Source organism: candidate division TA06 bacterium (assembly GCA_016208585.1).
Classification (GTDB): domain Bacteria; phylum Edwardsbacteria; class AC1; order AC1; family EtOH8; genus UBA5202.
This window is the reverse complement of record JACQXR010000039.1, coordinates 42,225-62,665: the sequence shown is the minus strand read 5'-3', so window position 1 is coordinate 62,665 and position 20,441 is coordinate 42,225. Positions and strand designations below refer to the sequence as shown.

At 51.2% G+C, this 20,441-nt stretch carries 22 protein-coding genes; 3 read left to right on the top strand and 19 right to left on the bottom strand.

Going from position 1 to position 20,441, the window contains the following annotated elements:
- Nucleotides 1-3 precede the first annotated feature (3 nt).
- The 3 genes from HY768_03325 to HY768_03315 all read left to right on the top strand — a co-directional run bounded on the left by HY768_03325 (nucleotide 4) and on the right by HY768_03315 (nucleotide 2,048).
- Nucleotides 4-288: a 4Fe-4S binding protein gene (locus HY768_03325; GenBank protein MBI4726250.1), complete on the top strand. Its 285-nt coding sequence runs from the start codon at nucleotides 4-6 to the stop codon at nucleotides 286-288.
- Nucleotides 289-484: 196 nt separating this feature from the next.
- The gene (locus HY768_03320) at nucleotides 485-1,405 is read left to right on the top strand and encodes a cation transporter (GenBank protein ID MBI4726249.1); all 921 of its coding nucleotides are present in this window, start codon (nucleotides 485-487) and stop codon (nucleotides 1,403-1,405) included.
- A 406-nt stretch (nucleotides 1,406-1,811) separates the two neighbouring features.
- Nucleotides 1,812-2,048, top strand: coding sequence for a T9SS type A sorting domain-containing protein (locus HY768_03315; GenBank protein MBI4726248.1), 237 nt, complete (start codon nucleotides 1,812-1,814; stop codon nucleotides 2,046-2,048).
- Between the two features lie 67 nt (nucleotides 2,049-2,115).
- On the opposite strand, the gene HY768_03310 is transcribed toward HY768_03315, so the two are convergent.
- From HY768_03310 to HY768_03220, 19 genes are all read right to left on the bottom strand, one after another.
- Nucleotides 2,116-2,976 carry a hypothetical protein gene (locus tag HY768_03310; protein MBI4726247.1) on the bottom strand — a complete coding sequence of 287 codons (861 nt, stop codon included), beginning with the start codon at nucleotides 2,974-2,976 and terminating at the stop codon, nucleotides 2,116-2,118.
- Nucleotides 2,977-3,046: 70 nt separating this feature from the next.
- Entirely contained in the window at nucleotides 3,047-3,892 is an 846-nt protein-coding gene (lptB, locus tag HY768_03305; GenBank protein MBI4726246.1) for an LPS export ABC transporter ATP-binding protein, read from the bottom strand.
- Nucleotides 3,775-4,452: an ABC transporter ATP-binding protein gene (locus HY768_03300; protein MBI4726245.1), complete on the bottom strand. Its 678-nt coding sequence runs from the start codon at nucleotides 4,450-4,452 to the stop codon at nucleotides 3,775-3,777. Before HY768_03300 ends, lptB begins: the two co-directional genes overlap by 118 nt.
- A complete protein-coding gene (locus HY768_03295; GenBank protein MBI4726244.1) occupies nucleotides 4,453-5,625 on the bottom strand; it encodes an MFS transporter in 1,173 nt (390 codons plus the stop codon).
- 44 nt (nucleotides 5,626-5,669) lie between these two features.
- The gene (locus HY768_03290) at nucleotides 5,670-7,079 is read right to left on the bottom strand and encodes a sugar transferase (GenBank protein ID MBI4726243.1); all 1,410 of its coding nucleotides are present in this window, start codon (nucleotides 7,077-7,079) and stop codon (nucleotides 5,670-5,672) included.
- Nucleotides 7,080-7,081: 2 nt separating this feature from the next.
- Nucleotides 7,082-8,209 (bottom strand): glycosyltransferase, encoded by a 1,128-nt coding sequence (locus HY768_03285; GenBank protein MBI4726242.1) that lies wholly within the window; start codon nucleotides 8,207-8,209, stop codon nucleotides 7,082-7,084.
- Nucleotides 8,210-8,233: 24 nt separating this feature from the next.
- Nucleotides 8,234-9,721 carry a hypothetical protein gene (locus tag HY768_03280; GenBank protein MBI4726241.1) on the bottom strand — a complete coding sequence of 496 codons (1,488 nt, stop codon included), beginning with the start codon at nucleotides 9,719-9,721 and terminating at the stop codon, nucleotides 8,234-8,236.
- 19 nt (nucleotides 9,722-9,740) lie between these two features.
- Nucleotides 9,741-10,997, bottom strand: coding sequence for a WcaI family glycosyltransferase (locus HY768_03275; protein ID MBI4726240.1), 1,257 nt, complete (start codon nucleotides 10,995-10,997; stop codon nucleotides 9,741-9,743).
- Entirely contained in the window at nucleotides 10,994-11,941 is a 948-nt protein-coding gene (locus tag HY768_03270; GenBank protein ID MBI4726239.1) for a class I SAM-dependent methyltransferase, read from the bottom strand. The genes HY768_03275 and HY768_03270 overlap by 4 nt, the downstream gene beginning before the upstream one ends.
- Nucleotides 11,938-12,831: a glycosyltransferase family 2 protein gene (locus HY768_03265; protein MBI4726238.1), complete on the bottom strand. Its 894-nt coding sequence runs from the start codon at nucleotides 12,829-12,831 to the stop codon at nucleotides 11,938-11,940. The genes HY768_03270 and HY768_03265 overlap by 4 nt, the downstream gene beginning before the upstream one ends.
- 4 nt (nucleotides 12,832-12,835) lie before the next feature.
- Entirely contained in the window at nucleotides 12,836-13,066 is a 231-nt protein-coding gene (locus HY768_03260) for a hypothetical protein (protein MBI4726237.1), read from the bottom strand.
- A complete protein-coding gene (locus tag HY768_03255; GenBank protein ID MBI4726236.1) occupies nucleotides 13,066-13,461 on the bottom strand; it encodes a class I SAM-dependent methyltransferase in 396 nt (131 codons plus the stop codon). The genes HY768_03260 and HY768_03255 overlap by 1 nt, the downstream gene beginning before the upstream one ends.
- A 153-nt stretch (nucleotides 13,462-13,614) precedes the next feature.
- The gene (locus HY768_03250) at nucleotides 13,615-14,364 is read right to left on the bottom strand and encodes a methyltransferase domain-containing protein (GenBank protein MBI4726235.1); all 750 of its coding nucleotides are present in this window, start codon (nucleotides 14,362-14,364) and stop codon (nucleotides 13,615-13,617) included.
- A gap of 71 nt (nucleotides 14,365-14,435) precedes the next feature.
- Nucleotides 14,436-14,840 (bottom strand): hypothetical protein, encoded by a 405-nt coding sequence (locus HY768_03245; protein MBI4726234.1) that lies wholly within the window; start codon nucleotides 14,838-14,840, stop codon nucleotides 14,436-14,438.
- Nucleotides 14,841-14,849: 9 nt separating this feature from the next.
- On the bottom strand, nucleotides 14,850-15,878 hold the full coding sequence (locus HY768_03240; GenBank protein MBI4726233.1) for a glycosyltransferase: 1,029 nt from the start codon (nucleotides 15,876-15,878) through the stop codon (nucleotides 14,850-14,852).
- Nucleotides 15,862-17,397 carry a hypothetical protein gene (locus HY768_03235; GenBank protein ID MBI4726232.1) on the bottom strand — a complete coding sequence of 512 codons (1,536 nt, stop codon included), beginning with the start codon at nucleotides 17,395-17,397 and terminating at the stop codon, nucleotides 15,862-15,864. The genes HY768_03240 and HY768_03235 overlap by 17 nt, the downstream gene beginning before the upstream one ends.
- A 12-nt stretch (nucleotides 17,398-17,409) precedes the next feature.
- Nucleotides 17,410-18,462, bottom strand: a complete 1,053-nt coding sequence (locus tag HY768_03230) for a glycosyltransferase (protein ID MBI4726231.1) — start codon at nucleotides 18,460-18,462, stop codon at nucleotides 17,410-17,412.
- Complete coding sequence (locus tag HY768_03225) at nucleotides 18,459-18,830, bottom strand: hypothetical protein (GenBank protein MBI4726230.1); 372 nt, start codon at nucleotides 18,828-18,830, stop codon at nucleotides 18,459-18,461. Before HY768_03225 ends, HY768_03230 begins: the two co-directional genes overlap by 4 nt.
- A gap of 496 nt (nucleotides 18,831-19,326) precedes the next feature.
- Nucleotides 19,327-20,439 carry a glycosyltransferase family 4 protein gene (locus tag HY768_03220; GenBank protein ID MBI4726229.1) on the bottom strand — a complete coding sequence of 371 codons (1,113 nt, stop codon included), beginning with the start codon at nucleotides 20,437-20,439 and terminating at the stop codon, nucleotides 19,327-19,329.
- Nucleotides 20,440-20,441: the final 2 nt, after the last annotated feature.

The window sequence follows — 20,441 nt, the reverse complement described above, 5'->3', positions numbered from 1 at the left end:
GTTATGCTGCGATATCTTGAAAATGTCGTTACCTTGGAATACAATCCTGAACGGTGTCAGGGCTGCGGCCGCTGCGTTCAGGTCTGTCCCCGCGCGGTATTCCGCCTGGCCGGGCAGAAGGCGGAACTGGCCGACAAGGACGCCTGCATAGAGTGCGGCGCCTGCCAGCGCAATTGTCCCCACGGAGCGATCCGGGTGCGGGCGGGCGTGGGCTGCGCCCAGGCCGTGCTCAATTCAAAACGAAAAACATCATTCGGCTGTTCCTCCGACGACTGCATCCTCAAATAACAATTTGGGCATAAACGGCTGCAAAACCGCCATACTGCGTCACGCTCATTCACCGTATCGCTGTGGATACGCTTCACTCGCCTTCCTGGTCTGGCATGGTTCGACAGGCTCACCACATGCCTTTTCGCTCGTTTATGCTGACCCAAAGCTTATTTAAGGATAAACTCTTTAGTATTGAAAGGAAATATCAAACACAATGTTTCACGATCATTGCCACGACCACTGGGCCGACAGTTTCAAGGGCTTGTGGTGGACTCTGGTCCTCACCGCCATCTTTATGCTGGTGGAGTTCGCCGGCGGCTGGCTGTCGGGTTCTTTGGCCCTGGTCTCCGACGCCGGGCACATGCTGACCGACGTACTGGCGCTGGGCCTGTCTCTGCTGGCCATCCGCTTTGCCATCACTTCGGCCAACGCCAAAAAAACCTACGGCTTCTACCGGCTGGAGATACTGGCGGCGCTTTTAAACGGGGTTACCTTGATAGTTTTGTCAGGGTACATCTTCTACGAGGCCTGGCAGCGCTTTAGTTCGCCGGCGGAGATCAACAGCGGACTGATGATCATAGTGGCTCTGGCCGGGCTGGCCGTCAACCTGGCCGGTTTTTTCACCCTTCGGGCCTCCAGCAAACAGAGCCTGAACGTGAGGGGTGCCTTCCTGCACGTGGTGGGCGACCTGCTGTCGTCGGTGGCGGTGATCATCGGCGGGCTGGTGATCCGCTTCACCGGCTGGCTGCTGATAGACCCCATATTGAGCGTCCTGATAGGAGCCCTGATCCTGAAGGGGGCCTATGGCCTGGTAAAGGAATCGGCGGATATTTTGCTGGAGGCCGCGCCGGCGGGCGTGGAAAGCGCGGAAATAGAACAAGCCTTAAGCGGCATGGCCGGAGTGCGGGCGGTGCACCACCTGCATGTCTGGAGCCTGTCCTCAGGGATCCACGCCCTAAGCGCCCATGTGCAGATAGACGACCAGATGACCAGCCAGAGCGATGCGCTTTTGGCCGAGATCCAGGAATTGCTGGAACATGAGTTCGGGATACTGCACACCACCGTCCAGTTTGAGTGCGCCGAGTGCGGGGATATGGCCTGTTCCCCGGCCAACGGAGGAGAGCATAAGGTATAGGTAATGACGCTATTGTTTAACACCGTAAAACCGTCCCCATTTAGCAGGGCGGTTTTATTTCTACCGACGTAATACTACGTCCGTAAGGGCGTAGATGAAGTGGTTCCTGCGTAGCAGGACAGACATAGTCTGAAACCTAGACCCGGATGCTACGGCCGTAAGGCCGTAATAATTCATTTGACTTTTGTTTAAACTTTTGGTATCATATCACTACTGGTCTAATACATATAATAGAGGCAATAATGTTCCCAAAGGAATCTGCCACAAAATACCGAAACAGTGAAATATTGGCCGACTGCGGCTGCCATGCTGGACGGACGGCCCGGTTTGTGATGCCCGCTCTGTTGCTATTGTTAAAACGCCAGCCCGGTTATGGCTATGAACTGAGGCAAAACGCGCCCAACCCCTGCGCTCAGCAGACAATGATCAATTAGCAAAACCAGGGCAGGTAAGTCTAAAGGTTTACAACACCCTGGGGCAAGTGGTCAAGACCCTGGTCAGCGAAAAGCAGAATCCCGGCCCGTATAGCGTCAAGTGGAATGGTAAGGACGAAACGGGCAGACAGACCTCGGCCGGCATCTACTTCTACCGGCTGGCTTCGGGCGAGTTCAACAGCACCAAGAAGATGGCGGTGCTGAAGTAATCCACAATTGCAGCGACAAAAAAGACCGCCCCGTATAATACGGGGCGGTCTTTTTTCGTCTGAGGCATTAAACCGACAGGCCTGCGCTTCGCAGCACCAAGTCCAGCCCCTCAGCGTCCTGTTGTTCAAAAGCCCCCAGTTCCCGGCTGTCCAGGTCCAGCACCGCCCGGCAGCTGCCGTCGGGCTCGATTAGCGGTACCACTATCTCGGACAGGTTGGCCGGATCGCAGATTATATGCTGGTCTCCCAGCGCATAAACGTCTTTTATTATCTGGGGGTTTTTATCCTTCATCCCCTTTCCGCAGACGCCCTGCAGGCCAATGGGAGAGCAGGCCGCCCGGGGCTGGCGGCAGACCAGTTCCATGGCCTCCTGGCCCGGCAGCAACCGGTAAAAGCCGACCCAGTCCAAACCCTTGTCGTTAAGGTTTTCCCAAAGTTCATTGGTGACTAATTTCATCCTCTGGCCGGGTTTCGAGTTTTCCGGAAGTTTTTTTGCGACCTCGGCGGCAATGGCCCGGTAATCGCGTTTGACGTTCTTGGCCGAGACCGTTTCTATGAATTCCTTCACCTTTTTTTCTATGTCGTCCCTGACGCAACGGAAAAATTCTACCGGCTGGCCCTTGGGATCGGGCAGTTTCCATTCCACCTGCTTGGTGGTGGGAAAGACGGGGCAGACATCCTGGCAGCCCATGGTGACCAGGTAATTCACCTGGCTGACCGGAAGATCTCTAAATCCTTTGGACCGGGCGGAGGAGATATCCAGGCCTTTTTCCCTCATTACTGTTATGGCCCAAGGATTGACCAAACCCGACGGGCTGGAGCCGGCGCTGTAGGCGGTGATCACCCCGGCCCCGAAGGATTTGGCAAAAGCCTCGGCCATCTGGCTGCGGCAGGAATTTTCGGTGCAGAGGAATAAGACTGTTTTCATGGAAGCATTTAAAAATATCTAATTGGTTTATGACTGTCTTGACAGCCCTACCGAATGATTTTCCCGGGATTCACAAGGTAAATTTTTCGCCCAGAAATTTCTCCCGGGCTCCGGCATGTTCCACTATTTCCCGCGAAGTGCCGGAGGCAAACACCCGGCCTTCGTATATTACGTAAGCCCGGTCGGTGATCTCCAGGGTCTCCCGCACATTGTGGTCGGTGATCAAAACCCCGATGCCACGTTCCTTAAGCTTGACCACCACCTGCTGGATGTCGGCCCGGGCAATGGGGTCTATCCCGGTAAAGGGCTCGTCCAAAAGCAAAAAGGACGGATTGGTGACCAGGGCCCGGGTCACCTCCACCCTTCTCCTCTCGCCGCCGGAGATGGCATAGGCCTTCTTTTGGGCCAGATGCTCGATGTTGAGTTCGCTCAACAGGGATTTCAAGCGTTCCTGGCGCTGCTGTTTGTTCAGAGGCATCACTTCCAGGATGGCCATGATGTTGTCCTCCACCGTCAGCTTGCGAAAGACCGAAGCCTCCTGGGTCAGATATCCCAGCCCCAGCCTGGCCCGCTGATACATGGGCAGTCCGGTGATCTCGGTCTGATCTAAAAGCACTTTGCCGGAGTCCGGCTTCAACAGCCCGGTGATGATGTTGAAAGTGGTGGTCTTGCCGGCCCCGTTGGGCCCCAGCAGGCCGACTACCTCGCCCCGTTTCAGCTCCAGGGAAATGCCGTTGACCGCCCGGTGTTTTTTGTAGCTTTTAAAGATATCCTCGGTCTTCAGGGTTTGCCGTTCTTTTATTTGGTCCACAGTTTTCCGTTCTTTAATTCCAGTATTTTGGGGGCCCTTTGGGCTATTTCCTGATTGTGGGTGACTATCACCAATGCTATCCCGGTTTTTTGGTTGAGATCCCATAAAAGCTGGGCCACATTCTGGCCGGTGGCCCGGTCCAGATTGCCGGTGGGTTCATCGGCCAGCAACACCAGGGGCCGGGCCACCATGGCCCTGGCGATGGCCACCCGCTGCTGTTCTCCGCCCGAAAGCTCATTGGGCTTGTGTTCGGCCCTTTCCTCAAGCCCCAGGTCATTAAGGATCTTCCGGCTTGTTTCCTCGGCTTGGATCAGGGACTGGCCCCGCACCAACAGCGGCATGGCCACATTCTCCCAGGCGCAGAATTCCGGCAGCAAATGGTGGAACTGAAAGACGAAGCCTATGCTTTTATTCCTCACCGATGCCAGTTCATGATCCGAAAGCTTGGAAGTGTCCTGGCCCGCGATAGTCACCTGACCGGCGGTGGGACGGTCCAGGCAGCCCAGGATTTGCAGCAGGGTGGATTTACCGGAGCCGGAGGCCCCGGTGATGGCGATGGTCTCTCCTTTTTCGACGGAAAGAGTTAATTCGGATAAGACCTGAATAGTTCCTTTGGGAGCTTTAAATATTCTGCCGACATTTATGGCCTTTATGACTGCGGACATTTATTTTTTCCCTTTGACTAAGAAAACAAACATGGCCACCGCCAGCAGGGCGGCTCCCGCCCCATAAAGAAATGCGGCCTTAAAACCCCACGCCTGCCATAGCAAGCCGGCCACTGTGCTGGCGGCAAAGGTGGCCAACCCGGTGGACATGTGATATACGCCCATACCGGTGGCCCGCAAGTCTTCCGGCGCCAGTTTGGAGGCGTAGGCCTTTCCCACTCCGTCGGTGAAGGCCGTGTAGAACCCGTAGACTGCGAATAAAACCCAGACCAGGGCCGGGTTATGGTTAAAGGAGAAACCCAGATATACCAGGCCGAACAATAACAGTCCCAAGGCATACACTTTTCTCGAGCCGATCCGGTCGGCCAGCACCCCGGCGGGGTAGGAACCCATGGAATATGTCAGGTTATAAAGCACGTAAGCCAGAATGACCGTCACTATCGGATTTGACACGCCGGTAAAAAGATCCTTGGCCCTGATGATCAGAAAAACATCGGACGAATTTCCGATGGCAAAGATCAGGTTGATGAAAATGAATATCTTGAACTCCCGGCCGAACATTTTCCAGCCGAACTGGGGCTTTTTATAACGGGCAGTGAAAGGCTTTTCTTTGACCAGAAACAATACGATCACTCCCAGCGCTGCGGGGACGAAGGCCCATAAAAAAACCTGGCGGTATGACAGGGCCTGGGCGACGGGATTGGAGGCGTTCATTTTGCTCATAAAGAACAGGGCGGCCAATGGCCCCAACACCGCCCCCAGGGAATCCATGGCCCGGTGCAATCCGAAGGCTTTGCCCCTTTGCGATTCCGGGGTATAATCGGCGATCAGGGCGTCGCGGGCCGAGGTTCTTAAGCCCTTTCCGGCGCGGTCCAGGATGCGCATGGCCAGGACGAACGGCCAGCCCAGGTATTGGGCAAAAGCCAGCAGCGGTTTGGAAAAGGTCGACAGCGAGTATCCCCCGATCACGAACGGCCTTCTCTTCCCGGCCCGATCGGACCACCAGCCGGAAAATATCTTCAGGATATTGGAGATGCTTTCGGCCAGGCCTTCTATCAGCCCCAATGCCGCCAGAGGTGCGCCCAGCACGGAAGTGATGAATATCGGCACGATCGGGTACAACATCTCCGAGGATACGTCGGTCAGCAGGCTGACCCAGCCCAGCCGGACTATGTTTTTTGATATCTTGATTTTGTTATCGGTTGACTGCGATTTGTTTAGTATGCGCCTTTAGCGGTTATCACCGCCGGGATGGTTTTGATGAGTATCTCTATGTCCATCATAGGGGACCAGTGCTCCAGATAGTAGATATCCAGCAGGACCATTTCCTCGAAAGATAATTCGCTTCGCCCCGAAACCTGCCAAAGTCCGGTCATGCCCTGGGGGCCGTTCAGCCGGTATTTATGCCATTTCTGGTAATGCTCGACCTCGGAAGGAAGCGGCGGACGCGGGCCCACCAGGCTCATCTCGCCCCGGAAAACATTTATCAATTGCGGCAGTTCATCCAAGCTCAGCCGCCTCAGCCAGCGGCCCACCCGGGTGATCCGGGGGTCGTCTTTCATCTTGAATATCGGTCCGTCGGCTTCGTTCTGGTGCTGGAGATCTTTTTTGATCTTATCGGTCCCCTGGCGCATGGTGCGAAATTTCATCAGCTGGTAGAGTCGGCTATCCTTGCCGAACCGCTGCTGTCGGAAGAAAACCGGGCCGGGGGAGTTCAATTTTATCATAAGGGAAATAAACAGCATCAGCGGGCTGAACAACAGCAGGGCCAGGCTGGACAGGCCAATATCCAAGATCCGCTTGATAACCGGGTACATTCTGGCGTAGAAGGGCCCGGGTTGGGAGAGTATTGCCACCCCGGCCACATCGTATATTCCGGCTGCCCGGGCAAGCAGGTCAAAACGATGGGAAATGATGCTGACCTCTATTTTCAGATGCCGGCACAGCTCCAGCATGTCGCTATAATCCGCCAGCCGCCCGGTAAGTCCCGGGATGAAAATCTTTTCAACCTTCCGGTCCCTGACGGCCAAATTGCATTGGCTGTGCAGGCCGATAGCTTTGACTCCGCGGTAGCCGAAGGAAAGGTCTTGGGGATGGCCCACCAAAAAACCCACTATTTGATAACCGTAGGCCCGGTTTTCCAAAAGGTGGTCAAGTATTGCTTTGGCGGGTTTACTACTGCCCGCGATGACGGCCTTCTTTATCCCCCAACCGCGCTTCATCAGGGCCAGATTAAGCGAAAACAAAGCTACCCTGCCCAGCGACAGAAAGAAAGGAGCCACGGTATAGTAGAGCACGATGTAGCCCCGGGAATATCGGTAACCCTTGATTATAAATACAATTAGAATTATAGAGAACAGGCTGACCAGCGATGATTTATAGATGTTCAGGATCTGCTCCAGGCGGTTCAGTTTATAGGTATTGCGGTAACCGCCATGCAATAGTATCGAGAGCAGAAGGGAAAAAACCACCAAAATTTTCTGCTCCATCTCCAGGGGTTGCGGTCCCAGCCAATTGCCCCATTCCACAAACCATAGCCGCCACAACAGCTGCCCGGCTACTAATCCTAATATCATGTCGCTGGCCACCGACAACCAGGAATACAGGCCGGACCAGTTCTTTTTCATGTTCAGGCCGTTTTTTTGATAAAGTTGGAATATTGGTTGGCTAACATCTCGGTAAATTTGCCTACGAAAATCTTCCGGTCAAAGGAAAGGGCATGCCGCCTGATGGCCTGCCGGTCAAAGTCCTCCGGCTTGAAGGATCTGACCGCTTCCATTAGGCCGGCCTCTGTCTGGCGGGAAAACAGTATTCCGGTCCCTTTGTCAATAACCGTTTCCCGGCACCCGCCCTTCCCGTAGGCAATCACCGGACGGCCGCAGGACTGGGCCTCTACCGGGGCAATGCCAAAATCCTCCAGGCCGGGAAATACCAGGGCCCGGCAGTTCTGGTAATAGTTGAGCAACTGCATGTCGGACACTCTGCCGGCCAATTTGATCTTGGGGCCGGCCATCTTTTTAAGCTTATTAAGCTCGCTCCCCTCGCCCACGATGGTAAGCTTCAGGTCCATCTCGTTGAAAGCCTTTACCGCCAGATCCAGCCTCTTGTATGGCTTTAACCTGGAGACAGTCAGAAAATAATCTCCGCCAGGCGGGGCATCGGCCGGCCGGAAGAAGTCGGTGTTTACCGGCGGGTAAATGACCTGCGAGGGGCGCCGGTAGTATTTGGACACCCGGTCCTGGACTTCATTGGAATTTGAAATATAGCAATCCGGACGGGCAGCGCTGGCGGTGTCCCACCCCCGGATCCGGTTTAACAATGGCAGAAGAAAGACATTGGTCAGGGCATTGTGTTCAAAAGGAATGTGGTGATACCAGTCCCGCACGAATCGCATGGGGGTATGGATGTAACATAGATGAAAAGTCCGGCCGGAAGTAACGGCCCCCTTGGCCCAGGCATTAGAACTGGAGATCACGATGTCGTAATCTCTCAGGTCAAAGCTTTCAATGGCTAAAGGGAAAAGCGGCAGCATTTTCTGGTAATGCCGCCGGCGTCCAGGCATCCGGTTCAGGAAGGACGCTCTGATCTCCCAAAGCTTAAAATGATCGGGAAGTTTCGCCTGGTCATAAAGCAAAGTATATACCGGAGCCTGGGGGAAAAGCCCGTGAATAGCCTCCAGCACCCTCTCCGCCCCACCATACTGGTTGAGATAATCGTGAACCAGTGCTATCCTGGCTTTATTGATGTCCGTTACCATAGTATAAAAAAAAACGATTGAACGCTATTGGGCAAGTGTTTCTAAGCTGCGGGACAGTGAAATTCCCAAGCCCAATTTAATAACCCAGTCTTTGCCGTCAATCCCGGGCAGGTTAGACTGATTTACCGCCTGCCGATAACTCCATTGCCCGAAAACGCCGGCCTGTCTCCGGGAGCCGAAAAACCATGAACCCGGCAGCAGGTAATTTATCCCGGCCTGAAACCCCGTGATTTTCTCCACCAAGCCGCTGGGAAAAGTTTGGCTCCAGGTGGAATCTGTCGTCCAGGGGCTGGTCCAGGGATCGTCTATCCGGCCCTGGCCCCTCCGCCGGTAATAGATCTCGGCCCAGGCATCCCAGCGGTTGCCGAGGGCGTTAAGCTTGAAGCTGGCCAGATCAAAATCGTTTCCCTCCCGGGGACCTATGGGCTGGCCCTCAAAAATGAAACGGTTCCAGTCCTTATTCTGATTGAATGTCCAGTTGGTGACCATCCGATAGGATGCCGTTGCGCTGAGATACAGCGGAGATGACAGGATGGCCCAGTCGGCCTGGATTCCAAATCCGGCCTCGGTGGGTTCCTCATCCCCCCTGCTTTTACGTTCTATCTGAAAATCGTCCACCATCAGCTCGGCCTTGAAGGCAAATGGCGGCAGCAATACTTTGCAGTCCAGGTCCCAGATGATATTGTCGTCGATCTGGCGGTTGTCCTGCTCGCCCAGAAATATGTACAGCGGCAGCAGGTAATAAGGCTCGTAGGTCCTGCCGGGGCCGCCGTATATGGCAAACTCCGAAAGCCCCAGCTGGAGGAATCCGATATCCAGTTGGACCCGATGGCCGGCCAGGAAGCGGTTGACGAAAACGCTGTCCCTGAGCCATCCGTCCAGTTTGCCGGTAAAGCCATGCAGCTTTATGTGCCGGCCGACCCGAATTCCTGCCTGAATATTCTCAACGGGGGAGTTGCCCGCCAATCCCATCCCCAAACCGTACCGCAGGTAGTCCTTGCCCAGCTGGCAGAAAGCCCTGTCGCCTGACCACCTCAGGTAAACCTGGTCGGTCCTGGCCCGGACCCCCCGCCAGCGGTAGCCGTAATAATTATCTTGGGCATCATCTCCGGAAACGCCGTCATAGGTTCCCGCCATTGACCAGGGCCCCGAGCCCATCAGCAGGCCGCCCCGGAAATGGCCGATGGTTGAATGCCCGGTCCGGCTTTGTTCCAGACTGCTCTCAATCGTAGAGAAGAGGCCTAGGTTCTGGTCATGATTGTAGGGGACTCCCCGGCTTAGCTCTTTGAACTGGCCCAGGCTTTTGACCGAATCAGGGCACTGCCGAAAGCGGCTGAAAAGCAGGGGTCCGCCAAGCGAAGCTGCCGGCGCCAAACCCCTCAGTTCCAGTTCTTCCGAAAGCCTTTCCAAACCCCGGTCGGTTATTGTGAAATCGGCCGCCTGGCAGGGATCCCCGTTCATAGCAACAGATGCTGATAGCAACAGCAGGTAAACTTTTATTGGATTATTCATGTAAAATGATTCTGGTTGCTTAGCGGTCGTGATCGCGGGCCTTTGGCATTGCTTTTAATTCGTCCTCCATCGCGGCAAGGATTTTATTCTTGTCCAGGTATTGCTCGGCATAATCCCTGGCGTTTTTCCTGAATTTGTCCCTCATCTCCCGGTTATTGATCAACTCAGCCAAGGCTTGGGCCAGGGCCGGAGCGGACTCCGGCTCGATAATGTAGCCCAGATTATTTTCGCTGACGGCCCGATACATTTCCGTTCCTGGATCGGCCGTCAAAATGGCCGCCCCCCCGGCGGCCAGTATGCCTGTCAATTTTGAGGGCATCGCCAGGTCCGCCACTCCCCTCTTCTGCAGAACCAGATGGATGTCCCCGCTGGCCAGCAGAGCCGGCATGGCTGCGGCAGGCTGGAGAGGCTTGAACAGGATGTTATCCAGACCCATCCTTTCAGCCTCAGCGGCGATTTCCCGGCGGGCCGCTCCCTCGCCGACCAATAAAAAGATGACCCCGGGATGGCTGTTCCTGAATTCTCCGGCAGGTTGCAACACAAGGTCCAAGCCCTGCTTTTTCCCCATATTGCCGGAATACAGCACCACGGTCTTATCGTCCGGAATGCCCCATTCCGTTCTGAGCGATTTTTCCCGGGGCAGCGGGCGGATCAGGGCAGTGTCAACCCAATTGGAGAACGGGGCCGATTTTCCCTCCCCTATTCCCCGTTCTTTCAGCTTTCCCACCATCGCCTGGGAAATGCTGGAAATTCTATCAAAGCGGGCCATCAGCCACCGTTCCATGACCGACATGATTTTATAAAGGATCCGCCCCCTTAACAACCCCAGTCCAAAGGCGGCATCGATCTCAAAATCCTGGACATGAAGCCAGCAGCGGGCCCCCGACAGCCTGGCCGCCAGCCAGGTTCCCGGAACCCCCAGGAAGGCCGGTTCCACGGTCCAGATGACATCGGGCCGGCCGGCGATCGCCATATATACGAGAACCGGCAGACTGCTCAGCACGAAGGACAACAGGTGCATCACCCGCTTGAATCCGTTGGGCCGGTCCGGCACCCATAGGGGACAGCGGCAGATGGACACCTTACCCCACTGCTCTTTGTTGTAAAAGAGGCTGGTGTATCCCTGTGGCACCTTCCACATAGGATAATAGGGCGGCGTGGTAATGACCTCAACTTTATGGCCCCGGCCGGCCAGCCATTCCGCCATTTCGCTGGTGTATTTTCCTATGCCGGTCAATTCCGGCCAGAAATTTAGTCCGTATATCAGAATCTTCAATCGCCCTTACCCCTATAAGCCTTTATCACCAGGCAGTCACCTCTCCCCAGCAGGTTCCCCAACCAGAGCAGCGGAAAAAACAGCAGGCGGATCAGGAGCATGGCGCCGCCCACCAGCCAGGCTGTACGCAGCTGCCGCGTGACAATGCCCAGCCGGGCAAATCCGGCAGCTATCAGCGATTGGGCGACCCACAGCGCCGGGGTCTCGTTTTTTACTGTTTCTACGGCAAAGCCTTCCCTGTTCAACATTTTGACCAGGGTCGTCCGGGAAAAATGGACAAGGTGGAACGGCGGATGCCAGTTTATCCAGTATCGGCCGAAAATTTTTTTATACCAGCTTTGACCGTTGGGACAGCTTATCCAAACCTGGCCGCCGGGCATTAGCAGATCTCCGATGCTTTCAAGCATATCAGCCGGAGCCAATGAGTGCTCCAAAACATTGGCCAGCACCGCTACATCGTATGCTTCCGAAGGCTGAAAGCTTTCCAGCGGATCGGCATGCACCATAAAACCCAGAGACCGGGCGGCCTGGGCCGCCACCCGGTTGATCTCCAGCCCTTCAACCGTATAGCCGTTTCTTTGGTACCGAATCATCCCCCGGCCCTCATTGCAGCCGACATCCAAAAGCCGGCCCCGGCCCTTTGTCCGGTAAAAAGCGATATCGCCGTCAATAAACATCCAAAACCTGTAGAGAAAAGAAGACAAGAACTTCTGCCGTCTGGCCCGGTATTTCGCGCTATCGCCCCCCTGAAAATTATAGTGATCCTCATAAAGCTTCTTCAGTTCGTTACCGTCCGGACGGGGAAACAGTTGTTCCAGGCCGCAGGAAAGGCATTTGCCGACATCGTAAAATCCCTTTATCCCAAATCTGGTATCAAACACATTCTTAACTGTTGTTTCAATTTTGCTCCCGCAGATCAAACATATGCCTTCCGGTGAAGTCATTTTTCAATATATTCCTTATATTTTTCATATAGCGGCGAATTTTTGTCTTTCAACTCGTTTAGCTTCAGGCTGATCTGATAATCATAAAAGGCATGCAGCATTGAAAAACGAAACCCTATCCTGCCGTCTAAAAATCCAAACTTCAGGAAATACATCCAAATGAACTTGAATAATGGGCGAGCAAAAAGGTGCCGATAGGCAAAATTTTTCAGGAATCTTCGTCGGGCTGGACCCTTTGATAAAAACCCCTCCGGAATGATACCCTTATTGTTCAACCCATTAAGGGATCGGTAAATTTCCACTGCTTCCATACTGGAGTAAGTATTATGGCGATTAAAATATCTTTCGATACCCTTGTAATCATAGTGTACTAGCGGATTTTTCAAAAAACCAGCAGACCCTTCCAGCATCATATGTTCATGAACTATCCGGTTCTCATATCGGGCCTTGCCGATTTTTATCAGCCGCAGCTGCCAGTCGGGATACCAGCCGCCAAACCGAATCCATTTGCCGGCAAATATATTCTGGCGGGCGATATAATAGCCGTTGTGTTCGGACGGCGCCGCCAGCAACGACTCTATCTCCCGGGCCAGCTTGAGGCTTACTCTCTCATCGGCATCTACTATCAGCAGCCACCGGTTTTTAAAGTCGATATGATCAATGGCCCAGTTTTTATGGGAGGCAAAATTATCGAATTGCCGCTGAAAAACCCTGGCCCCGTACTTTTCAGCTAAACTGACCGTGGCATCGGTGCTGAAGGAATCAAGAACGACCAGTTCCGTAGCCCAGCCAAGGCTTTCCAGGCAAGAACTAATATTCCTCTCTTCATTTCTGGTTATGACTAGAATAGAGACCGGGGCTGGATCATTATTAACGGTTTGATTTGTCATTTTTCTATGGTTTTCGTGCAATGGCAATCATCGATTTCCATAATAATGGAAAGCGACCGGCATATTTGAATTCGATATTTTTAAACCCCGCCTCTTCTAAAAGGCTTCTTAATGTCCGCGGGGAAAAGAATTTAATGTGACCGCCCTGCCAGTTAACCGTATGATGAAAATCCCACTGGTTGAATAACGCAATCGCCAGGTTTTTCCAATATCCATGATAGGGCGTGGTTAGCACTACTTTTCCCCAAGATGAAGATTTTTAAAGATATTGTCGATAAATATTTTGGGATTATAAAGATGTTCAATAACCTCAACCGATATTATCAAATCTATATTTAGTGCTATATCATCAAGATTATCATAAGCAGACCCGACTTCAAACTTAGCGTTGAGATATCGTGCCTTAGCAATTTCAATACCGTCAGACGAACAATCTATGCCCGTTACATTATGCCCTTTATCCGCTATCAAAGAAGAAATATAGCCGTTGCCACAACCTATATCGAAAACGTTAGCCGGTTTAGCAGGCAACTGTCGGCAAATAGCCGGCCAAAGGTAGCTATGCGCCTGGGTAGGAGCATCATCCTTCCATCCATAGTCAGTAATAATGCTACCTCCGTTTTTCATCATTGTTGTTCTCTCTTAATATAAAACTTTTAACTTAGTATTAGCAATTCGTTGCGGTTAAATATTCTGTCTAAAGAATTTGTTCAAGACTCTCGCTGATTGATATTTTCAATATCCCTCAACTTTTCCTTGCCGTCATTTAATTTGCTTAGAAGCTTATTTATAGAGGTTGGACTCTTTGCTTATTCTTCCAAATGCGAATATTGCCGGTTTAAGAAATCCCGGAGCAAACCTTTGATGCAAAACACCAAAAAAATATGCCAGTTTCGAAAATGAAAGATAGCTTGGCTCAGCTTCGTAGCCATAGACGATATAATTAAAACCACTTTTTTTGAAGATGCGCTTTAGTTTATTGATACTGTTACATTTATAAAACGCGGGAAACACATCTTCATCTTTCCTGCCCTTCTGAGCAATAGCCGTAACTTTTGCATGATACTTGTTGGGAATAATAGTGGCAGCTATCGCAAAGTAACTCCACCGATTGGGGGTCCGCAGGCACAAAAAGCCGCCATTACTTAACACCCGGTGAATTTCCCCAAAAAAACGATCGGGAGCATCAATATGTTCTAAAACATTATCACAAATAATCAGATCGACAGAGTCATTATCTATCGGCCAAGGATAATCCTGCATAAGACGAAATTCATCTATAAATGGATTTTCCTTAGCATTTTGATCGACATCAATTCCAATAACCCTTGCTACTTTCCCTTTCAAAATTCTGAGGTTTTTTCTAAGTGTTACCTGGTCTTCTTTAAAAGACCCTCTGCCGCATCCAATATCAAGGACCACCTGTGCGGGAGCAAGCAGTGAATTAACCCTATTGTAAAACGCCACTGTACCATCAATATCTGTAAATCCGCCAAAACGGGATTCGGGATAAAAAGTTTCCTTATTATTCATTTTTGCTCCATGTCGTAATTCGATACATTTTTAAATACCGGTCGAAAGCATTGCTGTTACTAACCCGAAGATCATTTCACACTTGGAAAATCTGCTGGACGGATTATAACTTTAACCACTATCGCACCCAGCGCCGCCCCGGCTATGTTTGACGCTGCGTCATGCCAGGAAAATGTACGAAAGGGAAGGGCTATCCCTTGAACCAATTCCAGTCCAAATCCCAAGGTCCCGGCTGTAGCCATTATTGCCAACCAGTCGTTTTTTTTCAATCGGGCATAGGACAAACCCAGCAGAATAGAAAGCCCCGAATAAGCGGCAAAATGCAGCCATTTATCAGGCGACCAAAAATTATTTTCCGATCGCGGACGGAACCAGGGATTAAGACTGGCAAAAGTGATAATTAAAACATAAACTCCGGTTATCACCCGCCAGATTTTCGGTTCAAACAGCCATTTTTGGGGATTATTCAACGCCATAATAATTTTTTATACTTTACCGGATAAAGAGACATAAGCCTGTTCTAATTTTTGGGCAATCATCGTCCATTGATAATTTTCCCTGACCAATTTTTGTCCGGCTTGTCCCATCTGCCTGGTCGAAGCCTGGTCGTTTAATAGGACAGTTATTGCCTCGGCAAGAGATTCCGGCTCGGTAGGCACCACCAGCCCCGCCCCGGCCCCCTTTATTTCGCGCCATATATTAACCTTATCCGATACCACTACCGGGACACCGCAGGCCATGGCTTCTAAAACCGATATCCCGAAATTTTCGGTATAGGACGGCAGGACAAACATCTCGGCATCCCGAAAAGCGGCCAATTTATCCCGGCCCTCCAGCATCCCGGTGAAGGTTGCCCTGTCAAGTATATTCTGTTCCTTAAGCCAAACACGAACCTTCTGTCCATAGCCGTCGTTATCCGGACCAGCAACAACCAAATGAAGATTGGGAAACGATTTTAATGCCCCGGCAAAGGCCGGCACTAGTATATCCAATCCCTTTTTGAAATTTATCCTTCCCAGAAAAAGGATCAAGCGTTTATCGCCAACTTGGGGGAACAATTGTCTGAAAGCGCCGGGCGGAGGCAATTTCTCATATTCCCCCAAATTCAATCCGTTGGGAACAACCACCCCCGGAGAGTTAAAAACATACGGCTTGGCCAGAAGCATCTCCTCTTCGGTGGTATAGTGTAGAGCAGCGGCGCCCTTGATGTTCCGGTTTTCAAACAATATCTCCATAATCCTTTTTCTCAGGCGATGCCGCTTGTAAATGTAGGGGTCCAAGGTGCCATGGGGCCGGATTATATACGGCACCCGGTATTTGCGGCACAGTTGGCCTGCTGTTAGATCGTGAAATAAGTATAACGAATGAATATGGATTATATCGTATGCTGGCAGATCGCGCCTTAAAGCCAGGCCCAGGGGCAAAGAAGTGCCCCAGAATTTCGGATGCTGAATGGAAAAATATCTGATCTCAACGCCGTTATCAATCACGGGGATCTCAAGCGAAACTGGCAAGATACCATCGCCGTCCTGACGGACGGACAGCAAAAGGCCCGAACGACTGCAAGCGCTCCCAAAGCGGCAGCATGACGTAAACAGTTTTCATCAGCAGGAAATACATCGCCAAGAGCAACAAGGGAAACTGAAAGATATACAACGTAATGGAAGAAACGGTGGCTTCCACCAGATTATGGTGAAAAATACCCATCAGGAAAATCGTCCAGATATTACGCTCCATCGTGCCGCTAAGGGTGTTGAAAAGCAGGATGAACGCCGCCATTATCAGGTACGGTATTATAATCACCCCCAGCCAGCCGAAAGCGTCATAGGCCTCGGCAATTATTCCCATAGCTATCTGGGTTGTAAAATCCTCGTCAGCCAATGTTTCTATTTTATGCCCGAAATAATTGGCGGTATTATATATCGGTTTTTCGGGATACAATAATCTGGGTGGAAGCATCTTGAAACCATGGATTACGGTATGCCATCCGGAGAAACCTTGCTCTCCGACAGCCCGGATAAGTTCATCGTTCTGCTCAATCAGGGACATCCTGTCAAGAAGCCCCATGTCCCGGCCGTAATACAAAAACCGTTGTTTTTTGTACGCAACCTCCTCGATGCACCATTCCACCTCTTCCAGGTTCTCCTTGTTCAGGAAAATATCTCTGATAAAAATATTGGTAAGAGCAAGATTCTGCTGGGGATCATTGTCCCGGGTCATTGCCCGGCCGATCTGAGCAAAAGGAAAAAGCACCGTAACCATTGCCAAGAATATCAAAGAGAGGGATATTATATGCCTTGGCCTGAACTTGTAATTGAAGGCCAGGCAGGTAAGCAAATAAAGCAGGAATGGCTCGAACATCATCTGCTTGCTGGTGCCCAAAACGCCAAAGAAGAACTGGGTTGCCAATGGTATTGTGGCCCAAGGGCTAATGCTCCTTTTATGGCCGGAGGCAATTATGGTATAGGCCACAGCGCTGATGGTGGAAACCGGATAGATAAAGCCAATCTGACGGAGAAGACCGGTGATCCCTCCCACGCTGATCTCCCCTGCCGCCTGGTCATATCCGTGGAACATGACATAAAGGTAAGACCCCAGACCAATAACATATACAGTAACTGAAAGGCCCAGCAGAATCTCGGGGCTTGTTTCCGGCTTTAATGCCTTTCTTTGGCCGATAAACAGCCCCGCCGTCAGCCCGGCCAGCCAGATGCTTATCATGCCGGCCGTCAGAACGCCGATGGTCAGGACAGGAACATCCAGATAGCTGTCTCCCGGTTGTCCGAAAAATATTTTGGCCCACTGGGAGATTATCACTATCTTTAGCCCCAACATGGCTATTCCGAAACCGCCAACCGTCAATGGGCCGCCGGCGCGGTTGACTGCCGCCGCGGTGAATATGACAAACGCCAGGACCAGCAGGGCAAAATCCAGATTGGTCCCGGTCAACAGCTGCATCAGGAATAGCGCCACTGCGAAGATCCAGGCCTGGGCCATTTTGATCCGCCTGAATGAATCCAGCCTAAATTCCATACCGGCGCTCCGTCATCGGCTGCTTCCGATTATCTGCTTCAGGGCCTGTCTTAGGCTGCCCTCCAGGCTGTAATCTGACTCTATGCATCTTTTGTATCCGGCCGAAGCGACCTTTTCCCTGGCCGAATCATGGGACAGATAAAAGCGTATTTTGTCGGCGCATTCCTCGGCACCGTCAAAAAATTCCGCCTCCACGCCCTCCCGGTATAATTCCCGATGGACCCCTGTCCTCTGCCCCAGAAAGAAACCCCGGCAGGCCGGTATCTCAAAACTCCTCATGCTGAACTCATCCCGGTTGGAAAAAGACACAAACCCCAGGGATATCTTGCTGCCGGCAATAGTTTTGGCGTAACCCTCGCCGTGAACTGCGGGATGAAACCGCTCTCGGTGAAGGTAATAGACCAAATGCCGGTTCCATGAATTCCCGCATACATGGAGGTCTATGTTATAACGTTCCACTATTTCCTTTACTGTATCTATCCTTTTATCCAGGGCCGTGCCGACAAAGGAAACCGGCCATTTATATTGTGCGTCAAGCGAATTAAGGTCATAGGGTCTGAATATCTGGCCGAAATACCCGCCCCGGAATTTTATAACCCTCTTCGCCCCGTGCCTGGGAAATTCCTCCAGATCAACGTTCTTTTTAAGCAGGTGAAAGTCAAACAGGGGCAGGATCTGTTTAAAATAGCGCCATTGATGTTCTTCCTTGTTACGAAAACCAAACGGGTCGTCATCTTGAAAGCACACAAAAACACAGTTGGGCAATAATGCCCGGCAGCTACTAAGCGTATCGGGAAGCAACAAAAGGGGCTTTTCGATCCAAGCCACATCCGGCTTATATTGGGATAACGATTGGTAAAACTCTTTGTTAAAAAGGGACAATATTTGAGAATCAAATGGTCGGGGCAACAATTTGGCGATTATTTTCCCCCCCCATCCGGTCTTTCTGTCATAGCGATCATAGCAAAATCTGGTTACTTGATGTCCCAGGTTTTCCAAAGCGCAGGCCCGTTGCCAGCCGGACATCCAATTAGCGCCCAAGTAACTGGCAAAGAAAATTTTCATAAAACATTCTCAAACTCCATGTTTTGAATCAACGCAAATTGCCCTTCCCAAGTCTTTCTGAATTCCCGCATTTGAGAAACATTTTCCTTAAAATTAGTCGCCTTTATTTGTTTTATAAAGCCCTGTTCAAATTCGTCCGGATTTACAAAAAAGGCATTCACCCCGCAGCTGTCAACCCCGATGAAGCTATAACCATAACCGCCCATTAACTTGACCCAACCGGCTATCGAACACCCGTAGTAAAGTTTCCCGTTGCCATCGTTGGCGCGGCGGAAATCGGGCTGGTACTTAATGGTAATGGCCTTTTCTGGGCCATATGCTGAATTGTATTCCACGGCCCATATCTTTGGTCTTATCCCTTGGCGCATCAATTCGGAACAAATGTAATAATCATTGCCGTCTATGTCCAACGAAAACAGGTCGGGCATTTTTATAACCATCATGCCTATTATTCGAGGGATACTTTCCCTAGAGACAAACGCTTGGTTGAAATCCAATCCGTAATTCATCGGTTGTAATAAATACCTGCACCAATCAACATTATCTTGATTGCCGTCAATCATCAGCCCGCTGTAATATTTGGCAACAGCCAGCCAGGAAGAATTGTTTTCCAGTCCGTTGCCGGTCCCGATCTCCACAAAATAGCCTTCCGGACGTTTCAACCTGCCGGTCAAATAATCTATAATCCCGTCCTCCCCATGCTGGCTGAAGCCGGAAAACTCCCATGTGGCCGGATTTGTGGGATCTATTTGGCGCAATGGAGCCGTGGCTGAAGCTCTGGCCAAAGATAAATTTATCCGTTGAATATCCCGTAACGAAAACAGATAGCGCATTAATTTGTTCATATATACAACTCCGCGGTTTTTATTGCCAGCGGCATTGCCGGCAAATCTGCTTAGCCCAGTCCTGTGAACTGGGAATGTAAGGCAAGGGCGTTGTTTTCATAAATCCGGAACGGACTCTGTCAACCATACGCTCAAGACCCTCAACCAGACTGTCATCATCCACCACCTCGGCCCATTGGGTTTCCCCAAGAATTTCGCCTACGCCGGATTCCCGATGCAGTAATACCGGAATCCCCTGTATCAGGGACTCCAGGGCCGGCAAGCCGTATCCCTGACGGGCCGGCATGACGAAAAGATGGGCCATGGAAAATAGTTTTTTTAAACCATCCGGAGAAACATGCCCGTGAAAAACTACTTTGTCTGACAAACCCTTTTCCCGGGCCATCCTTTTCAGTCTTGTCTCATCGCTGCCAGATCCCGCCACGTCAAATACCCAAGAAAAACCATTTGGAAAATTCCCGTTGTTTTTATCCAGGCATTCCAGCGCTTTAAATATCCAGTCTATCCTCTTGCTTTTCTCAAGGCGGGAGACTGAAAGAATATGGAACGGTTCCGAAGTCGAATGGAACCTGATTTTAAAATGCTCCGCTCCCAATGAAACGCCCGGCCTGATTAGAAGAGGATGAACTCCGCATAGGTTTATAATTTCAGAAGAAATATATTGTGTCATAACAGCAGTCCATGAAGCCCGGGCCATGCCCCTTCTGACATAATTTATTGTAATTATATTTCTAAATCGGTCTAAGATATTTTTCCATCTGCTTTCGACCGGCTGTAAAAGACTGGGTGGGTCAATGATAAGCACCGAGTAATTATTTAAGCCCAAATAACCGGCATGACGCGCCGCCTGCAAACCGACCAGTAGTGTTTCACCCAATTGATCGAAAGATTGTTCTGAAAGATATTTTTTCAAATAACCCGCTCGGCGTAAGGGGTTGTTGCTTTGGGTCAAATCCGCAACCTTAATGGGCCATTCGGAATAATTTGATAAATCTATTTCATGGCGGTAGCATATCACTTTATGTTTTATGCCTTGACTGTTAAGATACCTCGACAGGTCTAATAGCAATCTTTCGCAACCGCCAAAGGCTTCAATATAGGGAACAAATATTATAGCCGACCGGTCCTTCATTG

Bases quoted from the DNA above. Each gene is read 5' to 3' on its own strand.
- HY768_03325 (MBI4726250.1), top strand. From the start codon at position 4: ATGCTGCGATATCTTGAAAATGTCGTTACCTTGGAATACAATCCTGAA.
- HY768_03320 (MBI4726249.1), top strand. From the start codon at position 485: ATGTTTCACGATCATTGCCACGACCACTGGGCCGACAGTTTCAAGGGC.
- HY768_03310 (MBI4726247.1), bottom strand. From the start codon at position 2,976: ATGAAAACAGTCTTATTCCTCTGCACCGAAAATTCCTGCCGCAGCCAG.
- lptB (MBI4726246.1), bottom strand. From the start codon at position 3,892: ATGGGATCTCAACCAAAAAACCGGGATAGCATTGGTGATAGTCACCCA.
- HY768_03300 (MBI4726245.1), bottom strand. From the start codon at position 4,452: ATGTCCGCAGTCATAAAGGCCATAAATGTCGGCAGAATATTTAAAGCT.
- HY768_03290 (MBI4726243.1), bottom strand. From the start codon at position 7,079: ATGAAAAAGAACTGGTCCGGCCTGTATTCCTGGTTGTCGGTGGCCAGC.
- HY768_03285 (MBI4726242.1), bottom strand. From the start codon at position 8,209: ATGGTAACGGACATCAATAAAGCCAGGATAGCACTGGTTCACGATTAT.
- HY768_03280 (MBI4726241.1), bottom strand. From the start codon at position 9,721: ATGAATAATCCAATAAAAGTTTACCTGCTGTTGCTATCAGCATCTGTT.
- HY768_03270 (MBI4726239.1), bottom strand. From the start codon at position 11,941: ATGACTTCACCGGAAGGCATATGTTTGATCTGCGGGAGCAAAATTGAA.
- HY768_03265 (MBI4726238.1), bottom strand. From the start codon at position 12,831: ATGACAAATCAAACCGTTAATAATGATCCAGCCCCGGTCTCTATTCTA.
- HY768_03255 (MBI4726236.1), bottom strand. From the start codon at position 13,461: ATGATGAAAAACGGAGGTAGCATTATTACTGACTATGGATGGAAGGAT.
- HY768_03250 (MBI4726235.1), bottom strand. From the start codon at position 14,364: ATGAATAATAAGGAAACTTTTTATCCCGAATCCCGTTTTGGCGGATTT.
- HY768_03245 (MBI4726234.1), bottom strand. From the start codon at position 14,840: ATGGCGTTGAATAATCCCCAAAAATGGCTGTTTGAACCGAAAATCTGG.
- HY768_03235 (MBI4726232.1), bottom strand. From the start codon at position 17,397: ATGGAATTTAGGCTGGATTCATTCAGGCGGATCAAAATGGCCCAGGCC.
- HY768_03230 (MBI4726231.1), bottom strand. From the start codon at position 18,462: ATGAAAATTTTCTTTGCCAGTTACTTGGGCGCTAATTGGATGTCCGGC.
- HY768_03225 (MBI4726230.1), bottom strand. From the start codon at position 18,830: ATGCGCCAAGGGATAAGACCAAAGATATGGGCCGTGGAATACAATTCA.
- HY768_03220 (MBI4726229.1), bottom strand. From the start codon at position 20,439: ATGAAGGACCGGTCGGCTATAATATTTGTTCCCTATATTGAAGCCTTT.